The sequence below is a fragment of the Jiangella sp. DSM 45060 genome, from assembly GCF_900105175.1.
Lineage (GTDB): Bacteria > Actinomycetota > Actinomycetes > Jiangellales > Jiangellaceae > Jiangella.
The window spans coordinates 2,361,456-2,381,034 of record NZ_LT629771.1 but is presented as its reverse complement, the minus strand read 5'-3'; the positions used below and the strand labels follow the sequence as shown (position 1 = coordinate 2,381,034).

Below are 19,579 nucleotides of genomic sequence, written 5' to 3'. Positions count from 1 at the left end.
GCCGTACGCGCAGGAGGCTGCAGTCGAAGCGTCCGGCTGCCGGCCCCGCCCCCCACCCAGGACCATTGCGAACGGATTGGAACGATCTGATCAATGGGTCGGCCGCCCGGCGACTCAGACAAGCCTGTCGCACCGATCGACCAAGATCATCACACAGATGTCACACAAACGCCCGCGAAAGCCTGAGGCGTGATGATCACAATAGGGGCTGACCTGGGTGGGCGATACTGGGATCGAACCAGTGACCTCTTCGGTGTGAACGAAGCGCTCTCCCGCTGAGCTAATCGCCCGGGCGCGAGCAGAACCATACCGCACCGCCGGGCCGCGACGGAAACCACCGCCTGAGTTTCGCGTTGCGCGATGTCCGGAATGGGCTGACACTACTGGCCATGAGCGCGTCGACCATCTCGTACCCTCTGGCCCTGCGCCTGCTCGACGAGGGTGACGGCGAGCGGTATATCCAGGCGGAGCTGCGCTACAGCGCCACCGACCCGCTGGCGGTCACGGCGGTGTTCGACACCACGGCGCGCGAGCCGGTGCCGTGGGTGTTCGCCCGCGATCTGCTCAGCGCCGGGCTCGACGAGGCGAGCGGGCGCGGCGACATCAACGTCTGGCCGGCCCTCGATCCCCACGGCACGCCGACGGTGCGGTTGCGGCTGCGCTCCCCCGACGGCGACGCGGTGCTGGAGGCGCCGGCGTCGGCGGTCGAGGACTTCCTGGTCCAGACGTGGGCGCTGGTGCCGACGGGGATCGAAGGGCGGCTGCTCAGCATCGACGCCGTCCTCGACTCCCTGCTGGACCGTACCTGACCTCACCACGTGTCCCTCGCCTGTTGTGCCCCGCGCAACGGTGGATTACGGTCGTCAGCACTTGCGACCCAGGTATCCGAGGTAAGGGCAGGCACGTGACCTTCAGCCACGACGTCGAACACTCGCTCGAGGTTGTCGTCGATCTGGTGAACTCAGATCCGGCAGCGGGCGGCAGCGAAGGGCTGCCCGACGTCGGTTCGTTGCGGTCGTTCATCGACGGGTACAAGATCAGCGATCTGCCCACCATCACCGAGGCCGACCTCCGCGCCGTCCGCGCGCTGCGGCCGCGGCTGCGCTCGATCTTCGAGGCCGTCGACACCGCCGAGGCCGCCGACCTCGTGAACGGGCTGCTCGACGGCACGCGCGTATGCCCGCGGCTGACGAACCACGACGGCTACGACTGGCACACCCACTACTTCGCTCCCGGCGCGGCGCCGGCCGAGCACCTGCTCATCGACGCGGGCATGGCGCTGTCGTTCGTCGTGGTCGCGGGCGAGCAGGAGCGGCTGCAGGTGTGCTCGGCGCCCGACTGCGGACGCGTCCTGGTCGACCTCTCGCGCAACCGCTCGAAGCGCTACTGCGACAGCCGCACCTGCGGCAACCGCCTGCACGTCGCCGCGTACCGCGAGCGGCAGCGCGCCGCCGCCGTCTGAGCGCGGCTACGGCTCGGGGTCGGCGCCCGCCCGCGCGGCGAACGTCGCCGCCGCCTGTACGGTGACGGGGCCGGGCGCGGGCAGCTCGCGCCGCCGCCCGTCGTCCCAGACGACGGCCGACACGGCCTGCACGTCGCGCGTCGTCGACGTGAGGAAGATCTCGTCGGCGGTGTCGAGCACACCGAGGTCGAGGTCGGCCTCGGCGGCGTCGCACCACTCGATGACGAGGTCGCGGGTGACGCCCGCGAGGCAGCCCGTGGCCGTCGACGGCGTCAGCAACCGGCCGCCGACGACGACGAACACGTTGCTGCCGGTGCCCTCGCAGAGCCGGCCGCGGGTGTCGGCGCACAGCGCCTCGCCGGCCCCGGCGGCCGCGGCGCGGTCGAGCGCGATGACGTTCTCGGCGTACGACGTGGTCTTGAGGCCGGCCAGGGCACCCCGCTCGTTGCGCGGCCACGGCACCACCGCCACCGTCGCGACGTCGGGCTGCGGCGCGGCCGGCGCGAGCGCGATGACGAGGGTCGGGCCGGCGTCGCCGCGCTGCGAGCCGAGCGGCGCGACGCCACCGGTATAGGTGATGCGCAGCCGGTGGACGGCGTCGCCGGTGGCCTGCGCCGCGACCTGCTCGCAGGCCTTGACCACCTCGACGGGGTCGGGCGCCGGCAGGCCCAGCCCGGCGGCGGAGCGGCCGAGCCGGGCGAGGTGGCGGCCCAGCGCGAACGACACGCCGCCGACGACCTTCACCGTCTCGAAGACGCCGTCGCCCACCGTGAGGCCGTGGTCGAACACGCTGACGGTCGCCTCGGACTCGTCCAGCAGCTCCCCGTTCACCCAAGTCAGCACGAGGCCAAGCCTACGAGGCGCTCCGCCTTCAGCTCCGTCTCGGCCCATTCCCGGTCCGGATCGGAGCCCCACGTGATGCCGGCGCCGGTCCCGAACCGCAGCACGCCGCCCTGCGCCCAGAACGTCCGGATGCCGACCGCCAGCTCGCCCTCCCCCGTCCCGGCGTCGACCCAGCCGACGGCGCCGCAGTACGGGCCGCGCGGCGCCGGCTCGAGGTCGGCGATCGCCCGCAGCGCCGTCGACTTCGGCGCGCCGGACACCGACCCGGGCGGGAACGTCGCGGCGAACAGCTCCGCCCACCCGGCGCCGGGCAGCAGCCGCCCGCGCACCGTCGACACCAGGTGCACCAGGCCGGGGTGCTTCTCGACGCTGAGCAGCTCGTCGACGGCGACGCTGCCGGTGACGCACACGCGGGAGAGGTCGTTGCGGACGAGGTCGACGATCATGACGTTCTCGGCGCCGTCCTTCCCGGTGAGGTCGGCGGCGGTCCGTCCGGTCCCCTTGATCGGCGACGACGTCACCTGGTCGCCGCGGCGGCGCAGGAACAGCTCCGGCGACGCCGTCACGACCTGCAGGTCCGGCAGCAGGACGGCGCCCGCGAACGGCGCGTCGTGCCGGTCGCTCAGGATGTTCGCCAGCGGCAGAAGATCGTCCGTCCCGTCCGGCAGCGCCGCCTCGAGCACCCGGCACACGTTGACCTGGTACACCGTCCCGGCCGCGATGCGTTCCCGCACGTCGCGGACGGCGCCGAGGTAGCCGTCGCGGTCCAGCGACGACGTCCAGGCGGCGGCAGCGGGCCCGTTCCAGCGCCGTCCGGCCGGCGGCAGCGGCGCGTCCTCCCAGTGGTCGAACCGGGCGCACACGACCTCGCCCTCGAACGTGACGACCACGGCCCACCGCCCGGATCCGTCGAGGACCCGCAGGTCGGACGACACCTCCGCCAGCCCGGTGGCCAGCTTCCCGCCGAGGTGGGCCAGGGGTCCCGGGGGCTCGTCCACAACACGCGACGCTACCGCGTTTGGCGACGGCGGCTTCGATGGGCTAATGTTTCACCCGCACCGCGGTTCCGGGAAACCGGCCCGATGCAGTGCGGACGTAGCGCAGTTGGTAGCGCATCACCTTGCCAAGGTGAGGGTCGCGGGTTCGAGTCCCGTCGTCCGCTCGGAGCGGGGCTCTGGCCCTCATCACGGTGGAGTGGCCGAGAGGCGAGGCAACGGCCTGCAAAGCCGTCTACACGGGTTCAAATCCCGTCTCCACCTCGGTACGAAATCCCGGGCGATTAGCTCAGCGGGAGAGCGCTTCCCTGACACGGAAGAGGTCACTGGTTCAATCCCAGTATCGCCCACCACGCGAATCAGGCCCCACCCACGCGGTGGGGCCTTTCGCATGTTCGAGGGTCGCCGGTCAGATCCGCTTGTCCACCACGATCCAGTTCGTCTCCCACGTCTGCCCGCCGTCGTCGGAGAAGGCCTGCTCGAACCTCGCCTTGTCCGGTCCCTGCCGGACGATGCGGAAGCGCACCTCGATCGGGCGTCCGTCGAGCTGGTCGTCGCCGTAGAACTCGCCCACCCCGTCGTGGAAGCCGCCGTACACGGCCGGCGCGAGCAGCCCGTCGCGCAGGTTGACGAAGGTCAGGCTCCAGCGATCGGCCTGGGGCTCGTACAGCCGCAGGTTGAGCGCCTCGATCCGCCCGGCCGGCCCCCGCACGTCGAACTCGACGACGTTCGACCGGCCGTCCATCAGCGGACTGACGACGCTCGTGCCCTCGAAGCCGAGCCACTCGTCCGGGGACTCCGAGAGCGGCTCGGCGAGGACCCGCACGTGCGAGCGCCAGGTGCCGATCTCCCAGTCGAAGTCGTGCTGTCCGTCCGTGACGGCGCTCGTTGACGGCGTCGGCGCGGCCTCGCCCGACGCCGCGCCGGCGGTGAGCGCGAGCAGCGACAGGCACGCGACCACGAACCGCCGCTGTGGCATGGTGATCTTCCCGTGAGTGTTCATGCTGCGAATATCGGAGCCGAGCATGCCCGTGAACAAGAAGGCACCTCCAGGTAACCCCTCGCCGGCGCGCCCCAACCCCCTCCCCGGCTGCCCGATGGCCGCGGCGTTCGCCGCCGTCGGCGGGAAGTGGAAGCTGACGCTGCTGTACTGGCTGGCCCACGGCGAGTGCCACTTCGCCGGCCTGCGCCGCCGGGGCGCGCCGATCACCCCGAAGGTGCTGGCCGAGCAGCTGCGCGAGCTCGAGGCCGACGGGCTGGTCGAGCGGGTCGAGACCGGGCCCGTGCCGGCGCCGGTCATCTACCGGCTCACCCCGTACGGCACGACGGTGCTGCCGGTCGTCGAGCACGTCCGTGCCTGGGGCGAGGCCCACCTGGCCCGCACCCACGGCGAGACCACTCCGGGCGACGCCATGAGCTGCGCCGCCGCCCTCGCGTAGCCCGCGAGCTACCTACGCACCGCGTAGCGCAGGTGCAGGACGCCTGGGTCCTCCAGCGTGCGCACCAGTTCGAGGTCCGTGTGCTCGGACGGGAGCCCGTCGAACAGTCGCCGGCCGCGCCCGAGCAGCACCGGCCGGAGCTGGATCTCGATCCGGTCCAGGACGCCGGCCTTCAGGGCCTCCTGGCCGGTGTAGGCGCCGTGCATCATCACGTCGCTGCCCCCGGCGGCCTGCTTGGCCTGCTCGACGCAGGAGGCGATGCCGTCGGTGACGTAATGCACCCGCTCGTACGGGTTCTCGGCCGGCGGCTGGTGCGTCGGCACGAAGATCGGCACCCCGTTGTGGTGGTCGCCGCCCCAGTAGCCGGCGAAGTCCGCGGTCCGCCGTCCGGCGATCACGGCGCCGGTGGCCATGCTCTCGTCGAACACCTGCTGGCTGTGGGGATGCTTGGGCCGATACGCCTGGGGTCCGTCCGCGCCGGGCTCGGCCCCGCCGCCGAGCCAGTTCATCAGCCGCATCCCGTTGGTGCCCGCGGGGTTCTCGGCGTTGTCGTCCGGCCCGGTGATGAACCCGTCGAGCGACATCGCCATGGTCAGGTACACGTCAGACATTCCTCGTCCTCTCTCGGCCATCGGATCGTTGCTGTGCTGACCGGGCGGGGCGGGCGAACTCATCGGTAGGCTGCCGCCGCATGCCGAGGTTCCGCCGCTATCAGAGCGCCGTTCCGAACCGGCGCGGAACGTATCCGGGCGTCTTCGCCCTCGCCAACGGCCTGGCCGAGCACGGCCTGCTCGACGCCGACGACCACGCCTGGCTGCGGGCCGCGAACCGCCGGGCCTACGACCTGCACGCGGACCCGTCCGCCGCCGATCCGCACTGCTACGACCGCGACCTCAACCCCGGCGCGCGGGCCTGGTTCAAGGACCCGGCCGGCGAGCTGCTCGAGTTCGTGTCCGGGTACCTCGCCCTGCTCGACCGGTACGCCGTCCCCTGGGTCGAGCTGACCACCACGAGCCCCGGCCGCGTCGTCTACGAGGACGCCGTCCAGGTCGTGGCCGTGCCGTACGCCTACCCCGGCGACTGGGTGCTCCACGAGCCGGTCAGGCCGGACCGCTCCGCTCCAGACCGGCGACCTGCCACGTGAGCCCGCGGTGCGCGTACGCCGGGCGCAGCCCCCGCTCCCGCAGCACGTCGAGCATGGCCCGCGGCGGGTGGACGAACGCGCGGTACTGCTCCCGCCGCAGCCGCATCACCAGGTTCGTCACCCCGACGAAGACCCGTCCGGCCAGGTTGCGCGGCGGGTGGCTGAACACCACCAGCCGGCCCGCGTGGTCGGCCACGGCCGCGAGCAGCCGCTCGTAGTCCGGGTAGCAGCACACCACCCGGTGCAGCACGACGACGTCGGCGGCGGGCGCGCCGGCGGGGTCGGCGGCGATGTCGTGGACGCGGTACTGCGCGCGCCCCGTCAGCCCCGCGTCCGCGAGCAGCCGGGCGGCCTCATCGCGGTAGGACGGCGACAGCTCGAGGCCGACGGCGGACGCGGCGCCGCGGCGCAGCAGCTCGACCTGGATCTCGCCGACCCCGCCGCCGATCTCGAGCACCGTCGCGCCCTCGATGCCGCGCTGCTGCAGGAACGCGACCATGCGCGCCGCCGTGCGGTCGAGCCCGCGCTTGCGGTAGCGCCGGGCGACGTGGCGGGCGAACCCGGACGTGAACATGCGGTCGCAGCCGCGCGGATCACAGCAGCCCATGACACCACTTCATAGCGCAACGACGCGCCGCGAGTCGATCCCCGTGCCGTACTCGGGGTCGCTCCCCCGCACGTGCACCGAGTGCTCCGTCACCCGCGCCCGCCACAGCCGCAACCGCTCGGGCGGGTAGAGCCACTCGACGGGGAACGGCTCGGTCCGCTCCGGGAACCGCGCCCGGCACGCCACCGGGGCGCACGCCGCCAGCTCGTCGTCCGGGACCCGGCCGGCGGTGGCCTTCAGGTAGACGGCGCGGACGTCGCTGCCGAGCGGCTGGGTGGAGTCGTAGATCACCATGCTCACCTCGGGCCGGCGCACGATGTTCTGCGAGTGCTGCGCCTCGGGCACCGACATCCAGTAGACGACGTCGTAGCCGTCGGGCGCGTAGTAGACGGGCGACACGCGGGCGCGGCCGTCCGGGTCGACGGTGCCGAGACTCATGTACCGCGTGGTGTCGATGACGTGGCGTGCGGTGTCTTCGAGCGTCATGGCGTCCCCGATCGAGCTGTGCGTGCCCGCGTCGCCATCCTGGCCGACGGTCGTGGCGCCGACAACCACCTGCGGGAGAATGGGCGGCATGGAACTGGTGGGGGTCCGGCTGCTGCTGGCGGCCATCGTGGCGGCGTCGGGCGCGGCGATCGTATGGATGGCCCGGGCGACGGCGTCCGGCCGGCTGCGGCGCAACTACTGGGCCGGCGTCCGCACCCAGGCGACCCTCGCCAGCGACGACGCCTGGCTGGCGGCGCACCGGGCGGCCCGGCCCGCTACCGAGGCGGGTGGGTGGGCGGCGGTCGTCGCGGCGCTCGCCGTGTTCGTCGTGCCGGCCGACCCGGAAGGGCTGCTGGCGGTCCCGGTGCTGGCCGGGGTGGGCGTGCTGCTGGTGTGCGTGCTGATCGGCGCCCGGCGCGGCGTCGTCGCGGCCCGCGTCGCCAGCGACGACGCCCGCTCGCGGTGACGGCGCCGGCCCCGCGCTGACGGGCGCGCCGCGCTCCCGTTGACGGTGTCCCGCGTGGCCGCCGTCGTCCGTGCGCGCCCGCCGCCCGTTGTCGTCGCCCGCGGGTCAGCGCCGGTGCCGCTTCGCCTCCAGGTCGGCGATGACGGCGCGCCGGTGGCCGGGCGTCCGGCGGGCCGCGTTCAGCTCGGCCTCGCGGCGCAGCTTGCGCCACCGCGCGAGCCGGTCCTCGTCCAGCTCCCCGTCCTCGACCGCGAGCAGGACGGCGCAGCCGGGCTCGGCCACGTGGGCGCAGTCGCGGAACCGGCAGCGCGCCGCCAGCTCCTCGACGTCCGCGAACGCGCCGGCGACGGCGGCGTCGTCGGCGACCAGACCGACGGCGCGCAGACCCGGTGTGTCGATCAGGACACCACGGCCGGGCAGGACGACCAGCTCGCGACGGGTGGTGGTGTGCCGGCCGCGGCCGTCGCGGGCTCGGACGGCGCCCGTCGGCATGAGCGACACACCGGCCAGCACATTGGTGAGCGTCGACTTGCCCGCGCCGGACGGTCCGACCAGCGCCAGCGTCCGGCCGTTGCGCAGCAGCCCGCCGAGCTCGTCCGCCCCCGTCCCGGACACCCCGCTGACCAGCAGGATCTCGACGCCGGGCGCGACCTCGGCGACCTCGGCGCGCATGCCGTCCGGGTCGGGAACGAGATCGGGCTTGGTGAGGACGACGACCGGCTGCGCGCCGCTCCCCCACGCCAGCACCAGCAGCCGTTCGATGCGGCCGAGGTCGGGGTCGGGATCGAGGTGCTCGACGATCACCACGACGTCCACGTTCGCCGCGACGACCTGGCCGTGTGACGTCCGGTCGGCGCTGTCGCGCACGATCGCCGTCCGCCGCGGGAGCACCGCCTCGAGCGTGACCCGGTCGTCGGGCCAGTCGCGGACCGCGGCCCAGTCGCCGACGGCGGGCAGCGCCATGCGGTCGGCGGCGACCGAGCGCAGCACGTCGCCCCCGAACGAGGCGCGGACGGCGCCCATGCCGCCGGCGAGCTGGGCGCCGCCGCGGTCGACGCGGCAGACCCGGGCCAGCCGGTGGGCGCCCCGGTAGGGACGGAAGGCCCGGCCGACCTCGGGCGTCCAGCCCAGGTCGAGCAGGCGTTGCTGGGAAGCAGACATGTGAGACCTTCTTCGGGTGCGGCCTCACGCTCGACGGTGTCAGCGGCGGCGTGCGGGCCGGAGAGTAGTGGAGCGAACGGATCTGATCGCGTGCATGCCTACTCACCTCCTCCGTTGTCCACAGCCTGACGACGATCGTCACGTTATCCACAGGCGGGCCTTCGCGGCCAGCGAATAACCGCCCGCCCGGTCTACCGTTGATCTCGTGGAAGCGACACACGAGGTCACCAATCAGCCGCCGCCGCTCACCGGCTACGACGTGTTCGGCGCCGACGCCGCGCTCGTCGAGGCGTTCGGCCGCCACGCGCCCGCCGCCGGGCGGGCCGAGCTGCGCGCGCTCGGGCGGCTGGCGGGGTCGGCCGAGGCGCAGCGGTGGGCTCGCGAGGCGGACGCGAACGGGCCGGTCCTGCGCACGCACGACCGCTACGGTCACCGCGTCGACGAGGTCGACTTCCACCCCTCATGGCACCGGCTCATGGCCACCGCCGTCGAGCACGGGCTGCACGCGGCGCCGTGGGCGTCGCCCGAGCCGGGCGCGCACGCCGTCAGGGCCGCGAAGTTCCTGGTGTGGAGCCAGCTCGAGGCGGCCCATCTGTGTCCGGTGTCCATGACGTACGCCGCGGTCCCGGCGCTGCGCACCGACGCCTCCGTCGCCGCCGGGTGGGAGCCGCTGCTGACGTCGCCGGCGTACGATCCCGGCCTGCGTCCGCCCGCGGCGAAGGCCGGCGCGCTGGCCGGCATGGCCATGACGGAGAAGCAGGGTGGCTCCGACGTCCGCGCCAACACCACGCGCGCCGAGCCGGCCGGCGACGGGTGGTACCGCCTCACCGGCCACAAGTGGTTCTGCTCGGCGCCCATGAACGACGTGTTCCTGGTGCTCGCGCAGGCGCCGGGAGGGCTGACGTGCTTCGTCCTCCCCCGCGTCCTCGACGACGGCGGCCGCAACGCGGTGCGGCTGCAGCGGCTCAAGGACAAGCTGGGCAACCGCGCGAACGCGTCGGCCGAGATCGAGCTCGACGGAGCGCTGGCGCAGCGGCTGGGCGACGAAGGCCGCGGCGTGGCCACGATCATCGAGATGGTCGCCGCCACCCGGCTCGACTGCGTGCTCGGGTCGGCCGCGCTGCTGCGCCGCTCGGTCGCCGAGGCCACGTGGCATGCGGCGCACCGGTCCGCGTTCGGCGCCCGGCTCGCCGACTCCGAGCTGATGCGCGCCGTCCTCGCCGACCTCGCCGTCGAGTCCGAGGCGGCCACCGCCCTCGCCATGCGCCTCGCCGCGTCCGTCGACGCCGCCGACGATCCGCACGAGCGGGCGTTGCGGCGCATCGGGCTGCCGCTGGCGAAGTACTGGGTGTGCAAGCGGACGCCGGGCGCGGTCGCCGAGGCGCTGGAGTGTCTGGGCGGCAACGGGTACGTCGAAGAGAGCGCGATGCCGCGGTTGTATCGCGAGGCGCCGCTGAACTCGATCTGGGAGGGGGCGGGCAACATTCAGGCACTCGATCTCCTGCGCGTGCTCGCCCGCGAGCCCGACGCCGTCGCCGCCTGGCGCGCGGAGGTCGAGGCCGCGAAGGGCCACGACCGCCGCCTCGACGACGCGCTGGCCGGGGTCACGGCCACCCTGATGGCCGGCGATCGCGGCGGCCTCCGCGCGCCGGCCGGCCGTGCCGGCGCCTCCCACCCCGACGGCGGCCGTCGTGGCGGCGACGTCGGCGACGGCCGTGTCAGCGCTGCCGAGGCGGGCGGCGCCGGAGTCGGGGTCCGTACCGCCGCAGCCGGCGTCGACGGAGCCGGCGCAGCAGGGCAGGCGCGGGTGCTGGCCGGGCAGATGGCGGTGCTGCTGCAGGCCAGCCTGCTGGTGCGGTTCGCCCCGCCCGCCGTCGCCGACGCGTTCTGCGCCAGTCGCCTCGACGCCCGCCACGGCGTCTACGGCGCGCTGCCCGCCGGCCTCGACACCGCCGCGATCGTCGACCGAGCGACCCCGGGGGCGCCATGACGTCTACCGGACCACCCGAAGACACCACGACCTGCGCCGCCGGCCCGGCATCGCGGTGTCCGCCTTCCACGCCGCGCGACCGTCAGGCTGCCCAGGTCCGCAGCGGTCACGGCGATCCACGCTGTCTCGGCAGCGGTCCGCGCCCTTCCGTCAGCCCCGGTCGCGGTCACTGCGTTCGTCGTCCCGTCAGTCGAGCGACCCCGGAGGCGCCATGATCTGCTCAGCATGCGGCGAACAACGCCATGAGGACTGCCCGGCGCACGAGAAGGGCCGGTCCTGGTGCGACTGCCAGCACCAGGCCTCCAGCCGTCCCGTGGAGCCGGCGACCGGCCACGCCTCCGAGTAGGCGCCCCGCTGCTCGGTGCTAGGGAGCCGTGCGCCAGTCGTGGTCGATCTGGCGCATCAGCGGCGGGTACACGAACAGGTGGCGGAACGGCGCGATGAGTCCCATGTACGCGCGCCCGAACCAGCCGTTGGGCTTCACCAGCACGGCCATCTGGCCGCGGTGCCCGCCGTCGCCGTCTTCGACCCAGGTCAGGTGCATCACGGCGTGGACGGTGCGGTTGGCGAGCTCGGCGGCCCACTCGTCGGCGGTCAGGAAGACGGACCTGAACGGGAGCCGGTCGAACTCGGGGCCGGCCGGGCCATCGCGCAGGTCGTCCGGCAACCGGTCGCGCAGCGTCGCGACCCGGCCGCCGACGCCGGCCTCGGGGTCGTCCCAGCCGAACCACTCGCCGAGCTTCCACCTGATCGCGAACAGCGCGCGAGCCACCCGCGAGGGGCTGCCGGACGTGTCGCCGGTGGCCGACTGCCGCACCAGCCGGGCGAAATCGTCCGGGCCGCCGGGCGTCGGCAGCGCCCAGACGTCGTAGAGGCGGAAGTCGGGGGCGATCTCGTGGATGCGCCAGGGCCGGGACGTGTGGGCGGAGTCGGGCAGCTTCATGGGGCGGTCCTCCGTACGGTCGTTGCCGGGTCGAGTCCGAGCACACCGGCGACGGCGCGCGGTGCGATCAGCTCGTCGTGCGGGTCCTGGCCGGCCAGCGCGATGACCGTCCCTTCCAGGGCGCCGATGAACGCCAGCGCCAGTGTCCGAGTCGGCGTCGGCGTCGGCGCGATCGCGCCGGCCGATCGCCCCTCGTCGATGAGCCGTTCGCAGAGACAGACCAGCGCCTCGTAGCCGCGCTCGATCTCACGCCCGACCGGATGGTCCTGGCCGCTGAACTCCAGCCGCAACGCGATCGCCATCCGGGCGATGTCGCGACGGCAGTACACGGCGTGGCCCCGGGCCAGCGTCAGGAGCGCCGCGACGGGCTCGGTCTCCTGCTCGACGAGCCGGCCGACCTCGTGCTCCCAGGTTCCGATGCCCCAGTCGATGACGGCGAGCGCGAGATCCTGCTTGTCCTTGAACTGGTGATACAGCGCGCCGCGCGTGTATCCGGCGTCGCGGGCGACTCGCTCCAGCGAGAGGTGCCCGTATCCGTAGCGCGACAGCCCCCGCGCGGCCGCCTCCAGCAGCGCGTCGCGGCTACGCGCCCGGCGATCGGCCTGTGTAAGGCGATCCCCGGCGTTCCTCCGCGCCGGCGTCACGCGACCGGCCACCTACATACGTTCATGAATGTATGTTACAACGGCGCCCGCCGGCCTTCACTCGGGGCCGGCGAACGACGGCGGCGCGGGCGCCCGACGAGGAGAACGGGCGCCCGGCCGGCGATCAGAACTGGACGTTCACCGAGCAGTCGGGAATCTCGTCGACCTGGGCGATGGCTTCGTCGTCGACGAAGACGCCGAGGGAGCCGGTGCAGCCGGAGCTGGACAGGGTGCCGTCGAAGTCGGCGCGGACCGCCCGCCCGTCCGACGCGGTGCCGGTGCAGGAGGCGTCGCCGGACAGCGACGTGCCGGAGCGGGACAGGTCGGTGGAGCAGTCAGGGCCGCTCGACAACGTCACGCCGGCGTCGGACAGCTGCCGCGCGACGGCGTCCTCGAGGGCGGTGGCGGCGAGGTCGTTGAGACCCTGGTCGAGCTGTTCGGAGCAAGCCGTCAGCGCCAGGACACCAGCGGCGAGCAGGACGACGGGGCGCAGGAGTCGTAACACGGCGCCGACCCTACAGGCGCCGCATTAAAACCTACTCAATCACTATGGAATCTCGCCATGCAAGACAAGATTGCCCGAATGATGGACATGCCGTTCGCGGCGGGAAAGTGCGCATGGCACGATGCTCTGCATGTTGTCCGTCATTCCACTGCTGCTCGTGAGTCGGCGTCACGTCGACTACGGCCGCATGGACAGCATGCTCTGTCTGGCGTTCTGACCGCCCCGGATTCACCAGCCGGGCGCGCGGTCGCGCCGGCAGGCACCCCGGGCACCCGGTCCCGAGCCGTAACGCACCGTGCGTCCCCGACCCCTCGAGGACTGCACTGCACATGTCGCCTACGCAGACGCCGGCCCCCAAGCGCCCCAAGGGCCAGGGGCAGTGGGCCCTCGGCCACCTGGAGCCGCTGAACCCGAACGAGCGGGTCAAGAAGGACGACGACGGCCTCAACGTCCGCAAGCGGATCGAGACCATCTACAGCAAGCGCGGGTTCGCCAGCATCGACCCGCAGGACCTGCGCGGACGGTTCCGCTGGTGGGGCCTCTACACGCAGCGCCGCCCCGGCATCCCCGGCGGGAAGACGGCGGTGCTGGAACCGCACGAGCTGGACGACGAGTACTTCATGCTGCGGGTGCGCATCGACGGCGGCGCGCTCAGCCTGGAGCAGCTGCGCACGGTCGCCGAGATCTCGACGACGTATGCGCGCGACACCGCCGACGTCACCGACCGGCAGAACATCCAGCTGCACTGGATCCGGGTCGAGGACGTGCCGGTGATCTGGGAGAAGCTGGAGGCCGTCGGGCTCAGCACGACGGAGGCCTGCGGTGACGTGCCGCGGGTGATCCTGGGCTCCCCCGTCGCCGGCATCAGCGCCGCCGAGGTGCTGGACCCGACGTGGGCGGTCGAGGAGATCCAGCGCCGCTACATCGGGTCGGCGGAGTTCTCGAATCTGCCGCGCAAGTTCAAGTCGGCGCTGAGCGGGCTGCCCGACATCGTGCACGAGGCGAACGACATCGCGTTCGTCGGCGTGAACCACCCCGAACACGGCCCCGGCCTGGACCTCTGGGTCGGCGGCGGGCTGTCGACGAACCCGAAGCTGGCCGTCCGGCTCGGCGCGTGGGTGCCGCTGGAGGAGGCGCCGGAGGTCTGGGCCGGCGTCACCGGCATCTTCCGCGACTACGGCTACCGCCGGCTGCGGCACCGCGCGCGGCTGAAGTTCCTCGTCGACGACTGGGGCCCGGAGAAGTTCCGGGAAGTCCTGGAGAGCGACGAGTACCTGGGCCGCAAGCTGATCGACGGCCCGCCTCCCCCGCCGCACGTCGAGCCGATCGACCACGTCGGCGTCCACGAGCAGAAGGACGGCCGGTTCTACGTCGGCGTCGCGCCGCTGGTCGGTCGGGTGTCCGGCACCATGCTGAGCAAGCTGGCCGACGTCGTCGAGGCGCACGGGTCGGGCCGGCTGCGCACGACGCCGCACCAGAAGCTCGTCATCCTCGACGTCGACGGCGACCAGGTCGAGTCGCTGGTGACGGCGCTCGACGCGATCGGGCTGCAGGCGCGGCCGAGCGTGTTCCGCCGCAGCACGATGGCCTGCACCGGCCTCGAGTACTGCAAGCTGGCCATCGTCGAGACGAAGCAGCTCGCCGTCGACACCATCGCCCAGCTGGAGCAGCGGCTGGCCGACCTCACCGACCAGCTGGACGTGCCGATCTCGCTGCACCTCAACGGCTGCCCGAACTCGTGCGCCCGCATCCAGGTGGCCGACATCGGCCTCAAGGGCCAGATCGTCAAGGGCGAGGAGGGATTCCAGGTGCACCTCGGCGGCGGCCTCGGCCTGGACGCCGGCTTCGGCCGGAAGCTGCGCGGCCTGAAGGTGACGACGGCGGAGTTGCCCGAGTACGTGGAGCGCGTCGTCCGGCGCTTCATCGATCAGCGCACCGACGGCGAGCGCTTCGCCCAGTGGGTGGCCCGCGCCGACGAGGAGGCGCTGCAGTAATGAGCGAGACCAGGGCCGCGATCATGCACTGCCCGTTCTGTGCGGACGAGGACCTCCACCCGGTGGAGGAGCCGCACGGCGCGTGGGAGTGCCGGTCCTGTCTGCGGGTGTTCGCGGTGAAACTGCTCGGCCTCTCGACCAGAAGGAGCGCAGGATGACCCTCTGCCCGACGAACTCCCTCGAGGCGCTCGCGCTGGACGCGGCCCGGAACCTGGAGGACGCGCCGGCCGGCGAGATCGTCCGCTGGGCGCACGAGACCTTCGGCGACCGGTTCGCCATCACGGCCTCGATGGCCGACGGCGTGCTGTCGCACGTGGCATCGACGGCGGTGCCGGGCATCAAGGTGCTGTTCCTCGACACCGGCTACCACTTCGCCGAGACCATCGGCACCCGCGACGCCATCGCGGCGACGTACGACGTCGAGGTCGAGACGATCACGCACCCGCTGCGCGTCCCGGAGCACGAGGCCGAGTACGGGAAGCTGTACGAGATCGACTCCGACCTGTGCTGCGCCATCCGCAAGGTGTGGCCGCTGGACCGCGCGCTCAAGCCGTACGACGCCTGGGCCGGCGGCGTGCGCCGCTCCGAGTCGCCGACCCGCGCCAACACGCCGGTCGTCGCCTGGGACCCCAAACGCGGCAAGGTCAAGGTGAACCCGCTGGCCACCTGGACCGACGAGCAGGTCGACGCGTACGTCGAGCAGCACAGCATCCTGGTCAACCCGCTGCGCGAGCTGGGCTTCCTGTCCATCGGCTGCGAGCCGTGCACCCGCCCGGTCGCGCCCGGCGAGGACGCGCGCGCCGGCCGCTGGTCGGGCTCGTCGAAGACCGAGTGCGGGATCAACATCTGATGTACCCGGTGCAGCTCGACGTCGCCGGCCGGCGGGTCGTCGTCGTCGGCGGCGGCCCGGTCGCCGCCCGCCGCGCGACGCCGCTGGTCGACGCCGGCGCCGAGGTGCACGTTGTGGCGCCGTACCTGTGCGAGCCGCTGGCCGAGCTGGTCGCGGCCGGACGGGTCACCTGGTCGCCGCGCGACTACGCCGCCGGCGATCTCGACGGCGCCTGGCTGGTGCACACCGCGACCGGCGATCCCCGGGTCGACAACGCCGTCGCCGCGGCCTCCGACGCCCAGCGCACCTGGTGCGTGCGCGCCGACGACGCCGCGCGCTCGTCCGCGTGGACGCCGGCCGTGGCGCGGGTCAGCGACGTGCTGGTGGCGGTGACGGCGGGCGGCGACCCCCGGCGCGCCGTCCGGCTGCGCAACGCCGTGCAGACCGCCCTGGAGACCGGCGAGCTGCCACTGCGCCGCTCCCGGCCGGACGGACGGGGCCGCGTCGCCCTCGTGGGCGGCGGGCCCGGCCACACCGGGCTGATCACCACCCGTGGCCGTCAGCTGCTGGCCGCCGCCGACGTCGTCGTGGTCGATCGGCTGGGGCCGCGCGCGCTGCTGGCCGAGCTGGACGACGACGTCGAGGTCATCGACGTCGGCAAGACCCCCGGCCACCACCCGGTCCCGCAACACGAGATCAACCGCATCCTGGTCGAGCACGCCCAGGCCGGCCGGCAGGTCGTCCGGCTCAAGGGCGGCGACCCGTTCGTGCTCGGCCGCGGCGGCGAGGAGGTGGCCGCCTGCCGGGCCGCCGGCGTCCCCGTCGAGGTCGTCCCCGGCGTCACCAGCGCGGTCGCCGTGCCGGCGGCCGCCGGGATCCCCGTGACGCACCGCGGACTGGCCAAGCAGTTCACCGTCGTCTCCGGGCACGAGGGCCTCGACTGGGCCCACCTCGCCGGCACCGAGGGCACGCTGGTCTTCCTCATGGGCGTCAGCCTGCTCGCCGACACCGCCGCGCAACTCGTCGCGCACGGGATGGACCCCGGCACCCCCGCGGCCGTCGTCGAGGACGGCTTCGGCCCGGGCCAGCGGGTGACGACGGCGCCGCTCTCCGGCATCGCGGCGGCAGCCGCCGAGGCCGGCGCCCAGCCGCCGGCCGTCATCGTCGTCGGCGACGTCGCAGCGCTCGCGAGCACCCTAGTCACGACAGATTAGATCCTGTATCTTCGATCGAACGGCCGGTTGCGGGCTGAGTGACCCGCCCGCAGCCGGCCGATTCAGCTCGGTGGCCGCGCCCCGAGCCCGTCGTCGAAGAGCCGCTCGACCTCGGCGGCGCGGTGCGGGACGGCGCGCAGGCGGGCCAGCACGAGGTGCTCGACGAGGTCGTTGAGGGCCTCCTCGACGACGGCGAGGTCGCGCGGGCCGAGGGTGCGAGCCCGGCCGGCCAGCCGGGTCAGCTCGCGCCCGATGATCGCGTCGCTGCGGCGGCGCAGCCGTTCCTCAGTGCCCTGCATGGCCGCCCCCCACCGCGGTGACGCCGTCGTAGCGCAGCCGCAGCATCATGCCCTGCTCGGCGTGCGGCAGGTTGTGGCAGTGGTTCATCCAGACGCCCGGGTTGTTCGCCTCGAACGCGACGTCCCACACCTCGCCCGGCCGGACGTCGAAGGTGTCGACCCACAGCGGGCTGCCGGTCGCCGCGCGGCCGTCGCGGGCCAGCACGAGGACGCCGTGGCCGTGCAGGTGCCACGGGTGCGTCTCGAGGCTGCGGTTGACGACGGTGAAGCGGACGAGGTCGCCCTCGGCCACCAGCTGCTCCGGGATGGACGGGTGGCCGCGGCCGTTCACCGTCTGGGCGAACGCCGGACGGCCGTCGACCATCGCCGCGCCGCGGTCCAGCACCATGGTGAAGTGCCGGTCGTACTCGGTGTCCAGGGTGAACGGGACGTCGTCCGGCCCGCCGTAGTGCAGCGGGTCCAGCTCCGGCCAGCCGCCCGTCGACGGGTCGGAGTCGCCGCCCAGGCGCAGCCGAACGTCGCCGTCCACCGTCAGCGCCACCGGCCCGTCCGGCATCGTGAACGTGAGGTCGTACCGGCCGCCCGCGGGCAGCCGCAGCGCCCGCTCGGACACCTCGCCGGGCTCGTGCACGTCGCGCCCGTCGACCGCGGCCAGCCGGAACGCCGTCCCGGCCAGCCCGAACCGGTGCGGCTCGGAGTCGGTGTTCAGCAGCCGCAGCCGAACCGACGCCCCCGGCGCGGCGTCCGGCTCCAGCACGCCGTCGTCGTCGCCGATGGCCAGCACGCCGTCGTAGGTGTGCACCGGCAGGACGAGGTCGACGTCGTCGGGCGCGGCGTCGCGCGGGGTGACGACCAGCGTGCCGAACAGGCCGCGCCGCACACCGATGTGCGACACCTGGTGTGTGTGGTACCAGAACGTGCCGGCCTGGTCGGCCCGGAACCGGTAGCCGAACTCCGCGCCGGCCGCGACGACGTCCTGCGTGGCGCCGGGCGCGCCGTCCTCGCCGCACGCGACGTCGTAGCCGTGCCAGTGGATCGTGACGCCGTCGTCGATGTCCTCGTTGCGCAGCGTCACCTCGACGAGGTCGCCCTGCACGGCGGTCAGCGGCGGCCCGGGCAGCCGGCCGTCGAACGTCCACGCGTCGACCTCCCGCCCCGACGTCAGCGCGACGGCAGAGCGTCGCGCCGTGACGCTGTAGGTCTGGACGCCGCCACCGGCGGCCGGCGTCGTGGGGCCGCGCAGGTCGGTGACGGGCGTGCCGTGCTCGGCCGGGTGAACGGCGGCCGCTCCCCCGCCCGCGTCGGCCGACGGCGCCCGGACGAACGCCAGCCCGATTCCGGCCGCTCCGGCTCCGGCGGCCGCGACGCCGAGGAACCGGCGCCGGGTCAGCGGCCCGCCAGCGGCCGGCTGCTCGGCTGCGGCCGGCTGCTCGGCTGCGCTCTGCTGTTCCGCTGCGGCCGGCTGTTCCGCCGCTGCCTGCTGTTCCGCTGCGGCCTGCTGTTCCGCCGCGGCCTGCTGTTCCGCCGGGTTCGGTCCCCGCCCGGCTGGGAGGGCACCCACCCTACGGGCGGGCACCGACAACGTCCGCGACGCCGCCGCGACCTGCCCCGACGCAGCCTCCGCCGACGCCACCGCTGGCCCCGTCACCGCCTGCGCCGTCACCAGCACCGCACCGCCGACGCCCGCCAGCGCGAGCAGGGCGACGCTCCACGTCAGCGGATAGCCGCCGACGTACGTCACGACGAACCCGGCCAGCGCCGCGTAGCCCACCGCGAACAGCGACGTCACCGCCGCCGGCGGCAGGTCGCCGCCGCGCAGCAGCGGCCGTCCCGCCAGCACCGCCGCGGCCGCCACCGTCACGACCAGCAGCGGCACGCCCACCAGCACCTTCTCCTGGACGAACCACCAGCCGCGATCGGCCAGCACCCCCACCAGCGTCAGTCGTCCGGCGACGGCCAGCACGCCGCCCGCCGCCAGCCCCAGCGCCACCCGCGTCCGGCCGGCCGCCGCCACCGCGCCCGCGGCCAGCCAGAGCGCCGCCGTCAGGACCGCGACGACGTGATCGAGGACGACCAGCTGGCCGGTGCTCACGCCGCGACGGGCGGCTGCTGGGTCGCCGCCGGACGGCGCGCCTCGGCGAGCACACGGGCGCTCAGACCCAGGATCGCCAGCCCGTTCAGGGCGTGCAGCCCGAACACCAGCGTGCCGGCGGTCGACGACGTGTCGCCGGAGTCGTTCAGCGCGTCCGCGAGCACCCGGATCAGGCTCTGCAGCAGCACGAGGCCGGCGATCCCGGCCGTCATGCCGATCAGCCGCCCGCCGAGCTTGGCCACCGCCGCCGTGATCGTCGCCAGCACCGCGAGCAGCAGGATCACCGTGCCGAGGATGGCGTGGGCGTCGAACGCCTCGTCGTTGGGCGCGGTGTCGAACGCGCCGACCGCCGCCAGATAGAACTGCACCACGACCGCCGCGAGCACCAGCACCGCGAAGCCGAGGAAGACCTTACGCATGATCGCTCCCTCCGGGCCGGCGACGTCGCCGGACCTCGGGTGTGATC

At 73.7% G+C, this 19,579-nt stretch carries 23 protein-coding genes and 4 tRNA genes; 13 read left to right on the top strand and 14 right to left on the bottom strand.

Annotation, left to right across the window (positions count from 1 at the left end; translation table 11 throughout):
- Positions 1–218 precede the first annotated feature (218 nt).
- Positions 219–290: transfer RNA gene (locus BLU82_RS10700), tRNA-Val, on the bottom strand.
- 99 nt (positions 291–389) lie between these two features.
- Here BLU82_RS10700 and BLU82_RS10695 point away from each other — a divergent pair.
- On the top strand, positions 390–809 hold the full coding sequence (locus tag BLU82_RS10695; protein ID WP_092619551.1) for an SsgA family sporulation/cell division regulator: 420 nt from the start codon (positions 390–392) through the stop codon (positions 807–809).
- A gap of 95 nt (positions 810–904) precedes the next feature.
- Positions 905–1,462: a CGNR zinc finger domain-containing protein gene (locus BLU82_RS10690; RefSeq protein ID WP_092619547.1), complete on the top strand. Its 558-nt coding sequence runs from the start codon at positions 905–907 to the stop codon at positions 1,460–1,462.
- 6 nt (positions 1,463–1,468) lie between these two features.
- Here BLU82_RS10690 and BLU82_RS10685 read toward each other — a convergent pair whose 3' ends face one another.
- A complete protein-coding gene (locus BLU82_RS10685; protein WP_092619544.1) occupies positions 1,469–2,305 on the bottom strand; it encodes an aminotransferase class IV in 837 nt (278 codons plus the stop codon).
- The gene (locus BLU82_RS10680) at positions 2,299–3,303 is read right to left on the bottom strand and encodes a chorismate-binding protein (protein ID WP_092619541.1); all 1,005 of its coding nucleotides are present in this window, start codon (positions 3,301–3,303) and stop codon (positions 2,299–2,301) included. Before BLU82_RS10680 ends, BLU82_RS10685 begins: the two co-directional genes overlap by 7 nt.
- A 91-nt stretch (positions 3,304–3,394) precedes the next feature.
- Between BLU82_RS10680 and BLU82_RS10675 the strand changes: the two genes are divergently transcribed.
- From BLU82_RS10675 to BLU82_RS10665, 3 genes are all read left to right on the top strand, one after another.
- Positions 3,395–3,467 (top strand) — tRNA-Gly (locus BLU82_RS10675).
- Between the two features lie 26 nt (positions 3,468–3,493).
- A tRNA-Cys gene (locus tag BLU82_RS10670) sits at positions 3,494–3,564 on the top strand.
- 14 nt (positions 3,565–3,578) lie between these two features.
- A tRNA-Val gene (locus BLU82_RS10665) sits at positions 3,579–3,653 on the top strand.
- Positions 3,654–3,709: 56 nt separating this feature from the next.
- Here the strand turns inward: BLU82_RS10665 and BLU82_RS10660 are convergent.
- Entirely contained in the window at positions 3,710–4,339 is a 630-nt protein-coding gene (locus BLU82_RS10660) for a hypothetical protein (protein WP_197682861.1), read from the bottom strand.
- A 58-nt stretch (positions 4,340–4,397) separates the two neighbouring features.
- Between BLU82_RS10660 and BLU82_RS10655 the strand changes: the two genes are divergently transcribed.
- Positions 4,398–4,739, top strand: coding sequence for a helix-turn-helix domain-containing protein (locus BLU82_RS10655; protein ID WP_092619538.1), 342 nt, complete (start codon positions 4,398–4,400; stop codon positions 4,737–4,739).
- Positions 4,740–4,747: 8 nt separating this feature from the next.
- Here the strand turns inward: BLU82_RS10655 and BLU82_RS10650 are convergent, their stop codons facing one another.
- Complete coding sequence (locus BLU82_RS10650) at positions 4,748–5,350, bottom strand: dihydrofolate reductase family protein (protein ID WP_092619535.1); 603 nt, start codon at positions 5,348–5,350, stop codon at positions 4,748–4,750.
- 80 nt (positions 5,351–5,430) lie between these two features.
- Here BLU82_RS10650 and BLU82_RS10645 point away from each other — a divergent pair, with 80 nt between their 5' ends.
- Positions 5,431–5,883, top strand: coding sequence for a hypothetical protein (locus tag BLU82_RS10645; RefSeq protein ID WP_092619532.1), 453 nt, complete (start codon positions 5,431–5,433; stop codon positions 5,881–5,883).
- Here BLU82_RS10645 and BLU82_RS10640 read toward each other — a convergent pair.
- Entirely contained in the window at positions 5,840–6,490 is a 651-nt protein-coding gene (locus BLU82_RS10640; protein WP_092619529.1) for a bifunctional 2-polyprenyl-6-hydroxyphenol methylase/3-demethylubiquinol 3-O-methyltransferase UbiG, read from the bottom strand. The genes BLU82_RS10645 and BLU82_RS10640 overlap by 44 nt on opposite strands.
- 9 nt (positions 6,491–6,499) lie before the next feature.
- A complete protein-coding gene (locus BLU82_RS10635; protein WP_092625689.1) occupies positions 6,500–6,976 on the bottom strand; it encodes a pyridoxamine 5'-phosphate oxidase family protein in 477 nt (158 codons plus the stop codon).
- Between the two features lie 88 nt (positions 6,977–7,064).
- Here BLU82_RS10635 and BLU82_RS10630 point away from each other — a divergent pair, with 88 nt between their 5' ends.
- Positions 7,065–7,442 carry an SdpI family protein gene (locus BLU82_RS10630; protein WP_157740799.1) on the top strand — a complete coding sequence of 126 codons (378 nt, stop codon included), beginning with the start codon at positions 7,065–7,067 and terminating at the stop codon, positions 7,440–7,442.
- A 105-nt stretch (positions 7,443–7,547) separates the two neighbouring features.
- Here the strand turns inward: BLU82_RS10630 and rsgA are convergent, their stop codons facing one another.
- Positions 7,548–8,603 carry a ribosome small subunit-dependent GTPase A gene (rsgA, locus tag BLU82_RS10625; protein ID WP_172885572.1) on the bottom strand — a complete coding sequence of 352 codons (1,056 nt, stop codon included), beginning with the start codon at positions 8,601–8,603 and terminating at the stop codon, positions 7,548–7,550.
- A 205-nt stretch (positions 8,604–8,808) separates the two neighbouring features.
- Between rsgA and BLU82_RS10620 the strand changes: the two genes are divergently transcribed.
- Positions 8,809–10,593, top strand: coding sequence for an acyl-CoA dehydrogenase family protein (locus BLU82_RS10620; protein ID WP_092619526.1), 1,785 nt, complete (start codon positions 8,809–8,811; stop codon positions 10,591–10,593).
- A 364-nt stretch (positions 10,594–10,957) separates the two neighbouring features.
- Here the strand turns inward: BLU82_RS10620 and BLU82_RS10615 are convergent, their stop codons facing one another.
- The 3 genes from BLU82_RS10615 to BLU82_RS10605 form a co-directional block, all read right to left on the bottom strand.
- Positions 10,958–11,536: a DUF2867 domain-containing protein gene (locus BLU82_RS10615; RefSeq protein WP_092619523.1), complete on the bottom strand. Its 579-nt coding sequence runs from the start codon at positions 11,534–11,536 to the stop codon at positions 10,958–10,960.
- A complete protein-coding gene (locus BLU82_RS10610) occupies positions 11,533–12,192 on the bottom strand; it encodes a TetR/AcrR family transcriptional regulator (RefSeq protein WP_172885571.1) in 660 nt (219 codons plus the stop codon). The genes BLU82_RS10615 and BLU82_RS10610 overlap by 4 nt, the downstream gene beginning before the upstream one ends.
- Before the next feature lie 112 nt (positions 12,193–12,304).
- The gene (locus BLU82_RS10605; RefSeq protein WP_092619519.1) at positions 12,305–12,685 is read right to left on the bottom strand and encodes a hypothetical protein; all 381 of its coding nucleotides are present in this window, start codon (positions 12,683–12,685) and stop codon (positions 12,305–12,307) included.
- A gap of 329 nt (positions 12,686–13,014) precedes the next feature.
- On the opposite strand from BLU82_RS10605, the gene BLU82_RS10600 reads away from it, so the two are divergent.
- From BLU82_RS10600 to cobA, 4 genes are read left to right on the top strand one after another with little or no spacing between them, the layout of a single operon-like run.
- Positions 13,015–14,679: a nitrite/sulfite reductase gene (locus tag BLU82_RS10600; RefSeq protein ID WP_092619516.1), complete on the top strand. Its 1,665-nt coding sequence runs from the start codon at positions 13,015–13,017 to the stop codon at positions 14,677–14,679.
- Positions 14,679–14,837, top strand: coding sequence for a hypothetical protein (locus tag BLU82_RS34705; RefSeq protein ID WP_172885570.1), 159 nt, complete (start codon positions 14,679–14,681; stop codon positions 14,835–14,837). The genes BLU82_RS10600 and BLU82_RS34705 overlap by 1 nt, the downstream gene beginning before the upstream one ends.
- Positions 14,834–15,529 carry a phosphoadenylyl-sulfate reductase gene (locus BLU82_RS10595; protein WP_092619513.1) on the top strand — a complete coding sequence of 232 codons (696 nt, stop codon included), beginning with the start codon at positions 14,834–14,836 and terminating at the stop codon, positions 15,527–15,529. Before BLU82_RS34705 ends, BLU82_RS10595 begins: the two co-directional genes overlap by 4 nt.
- Entirely contained in the window at positions 15,529–16,722 is a 1,194-nt protein-coding gene (gene cobA, locus BLU82_RS10590; RefSeq protein ID WP_092619510.1) for a uroporphyrinogen-III C-methyltransferase, read from the top strand. The genes BLU82_RS10595 and cobA overlap by 1 nt, the downstream gene beginning before the upstream one ends.
- A gap of 62 nt (positions 16,723–16,784) precedes the next feature.
- Here cobA and BLU82_RS10585 read toward each other — a convergent pair whose 3' ends face one another.
- From BLU82_RS10585 to BLU82_RS10575, 3 genes are read right to left on the bottom strand one after another with little or no spacing between them, the layout of a single operon-like run.
- A complete protein-coding gene (locus BLU82_RS10585) occupies positions 16,785–17,021 on the bottom strand; it encodes a hypothetical protein (RefSeq protein ID WP_092619507.1) in 237 nt (78 codons plus the stop codon).
- Positions 17,008–19,113, bottom strand: a complete 2,106-nt coding sequence (locus tag BLU82_RS10580; RefSeq protein WP_197682860.1) for a multicopper oxidase family protein — start codon at positions 19,111–19,113, stop codon at positions 17,008–17,010. Before BLU82_RS10580 ends, BLU82_RS10585 begins: the two co-directional genes overlap by 14 nt.
- Entirely contained in the window at positions 19,110–19,532 is a 423-nt protein-coding gene (locus BLU82_RS10575; protein ID WP_092619504.1) for a DUF6220 domain-containing protein, read from the bottom strand. Before BLU82_RS10575 ends, BLU82_RS10580 begins: the two co-directional genes overlap by 4 nt.
- Positions 19,533–19,579 lie beyond the last annotated feature (47 nt).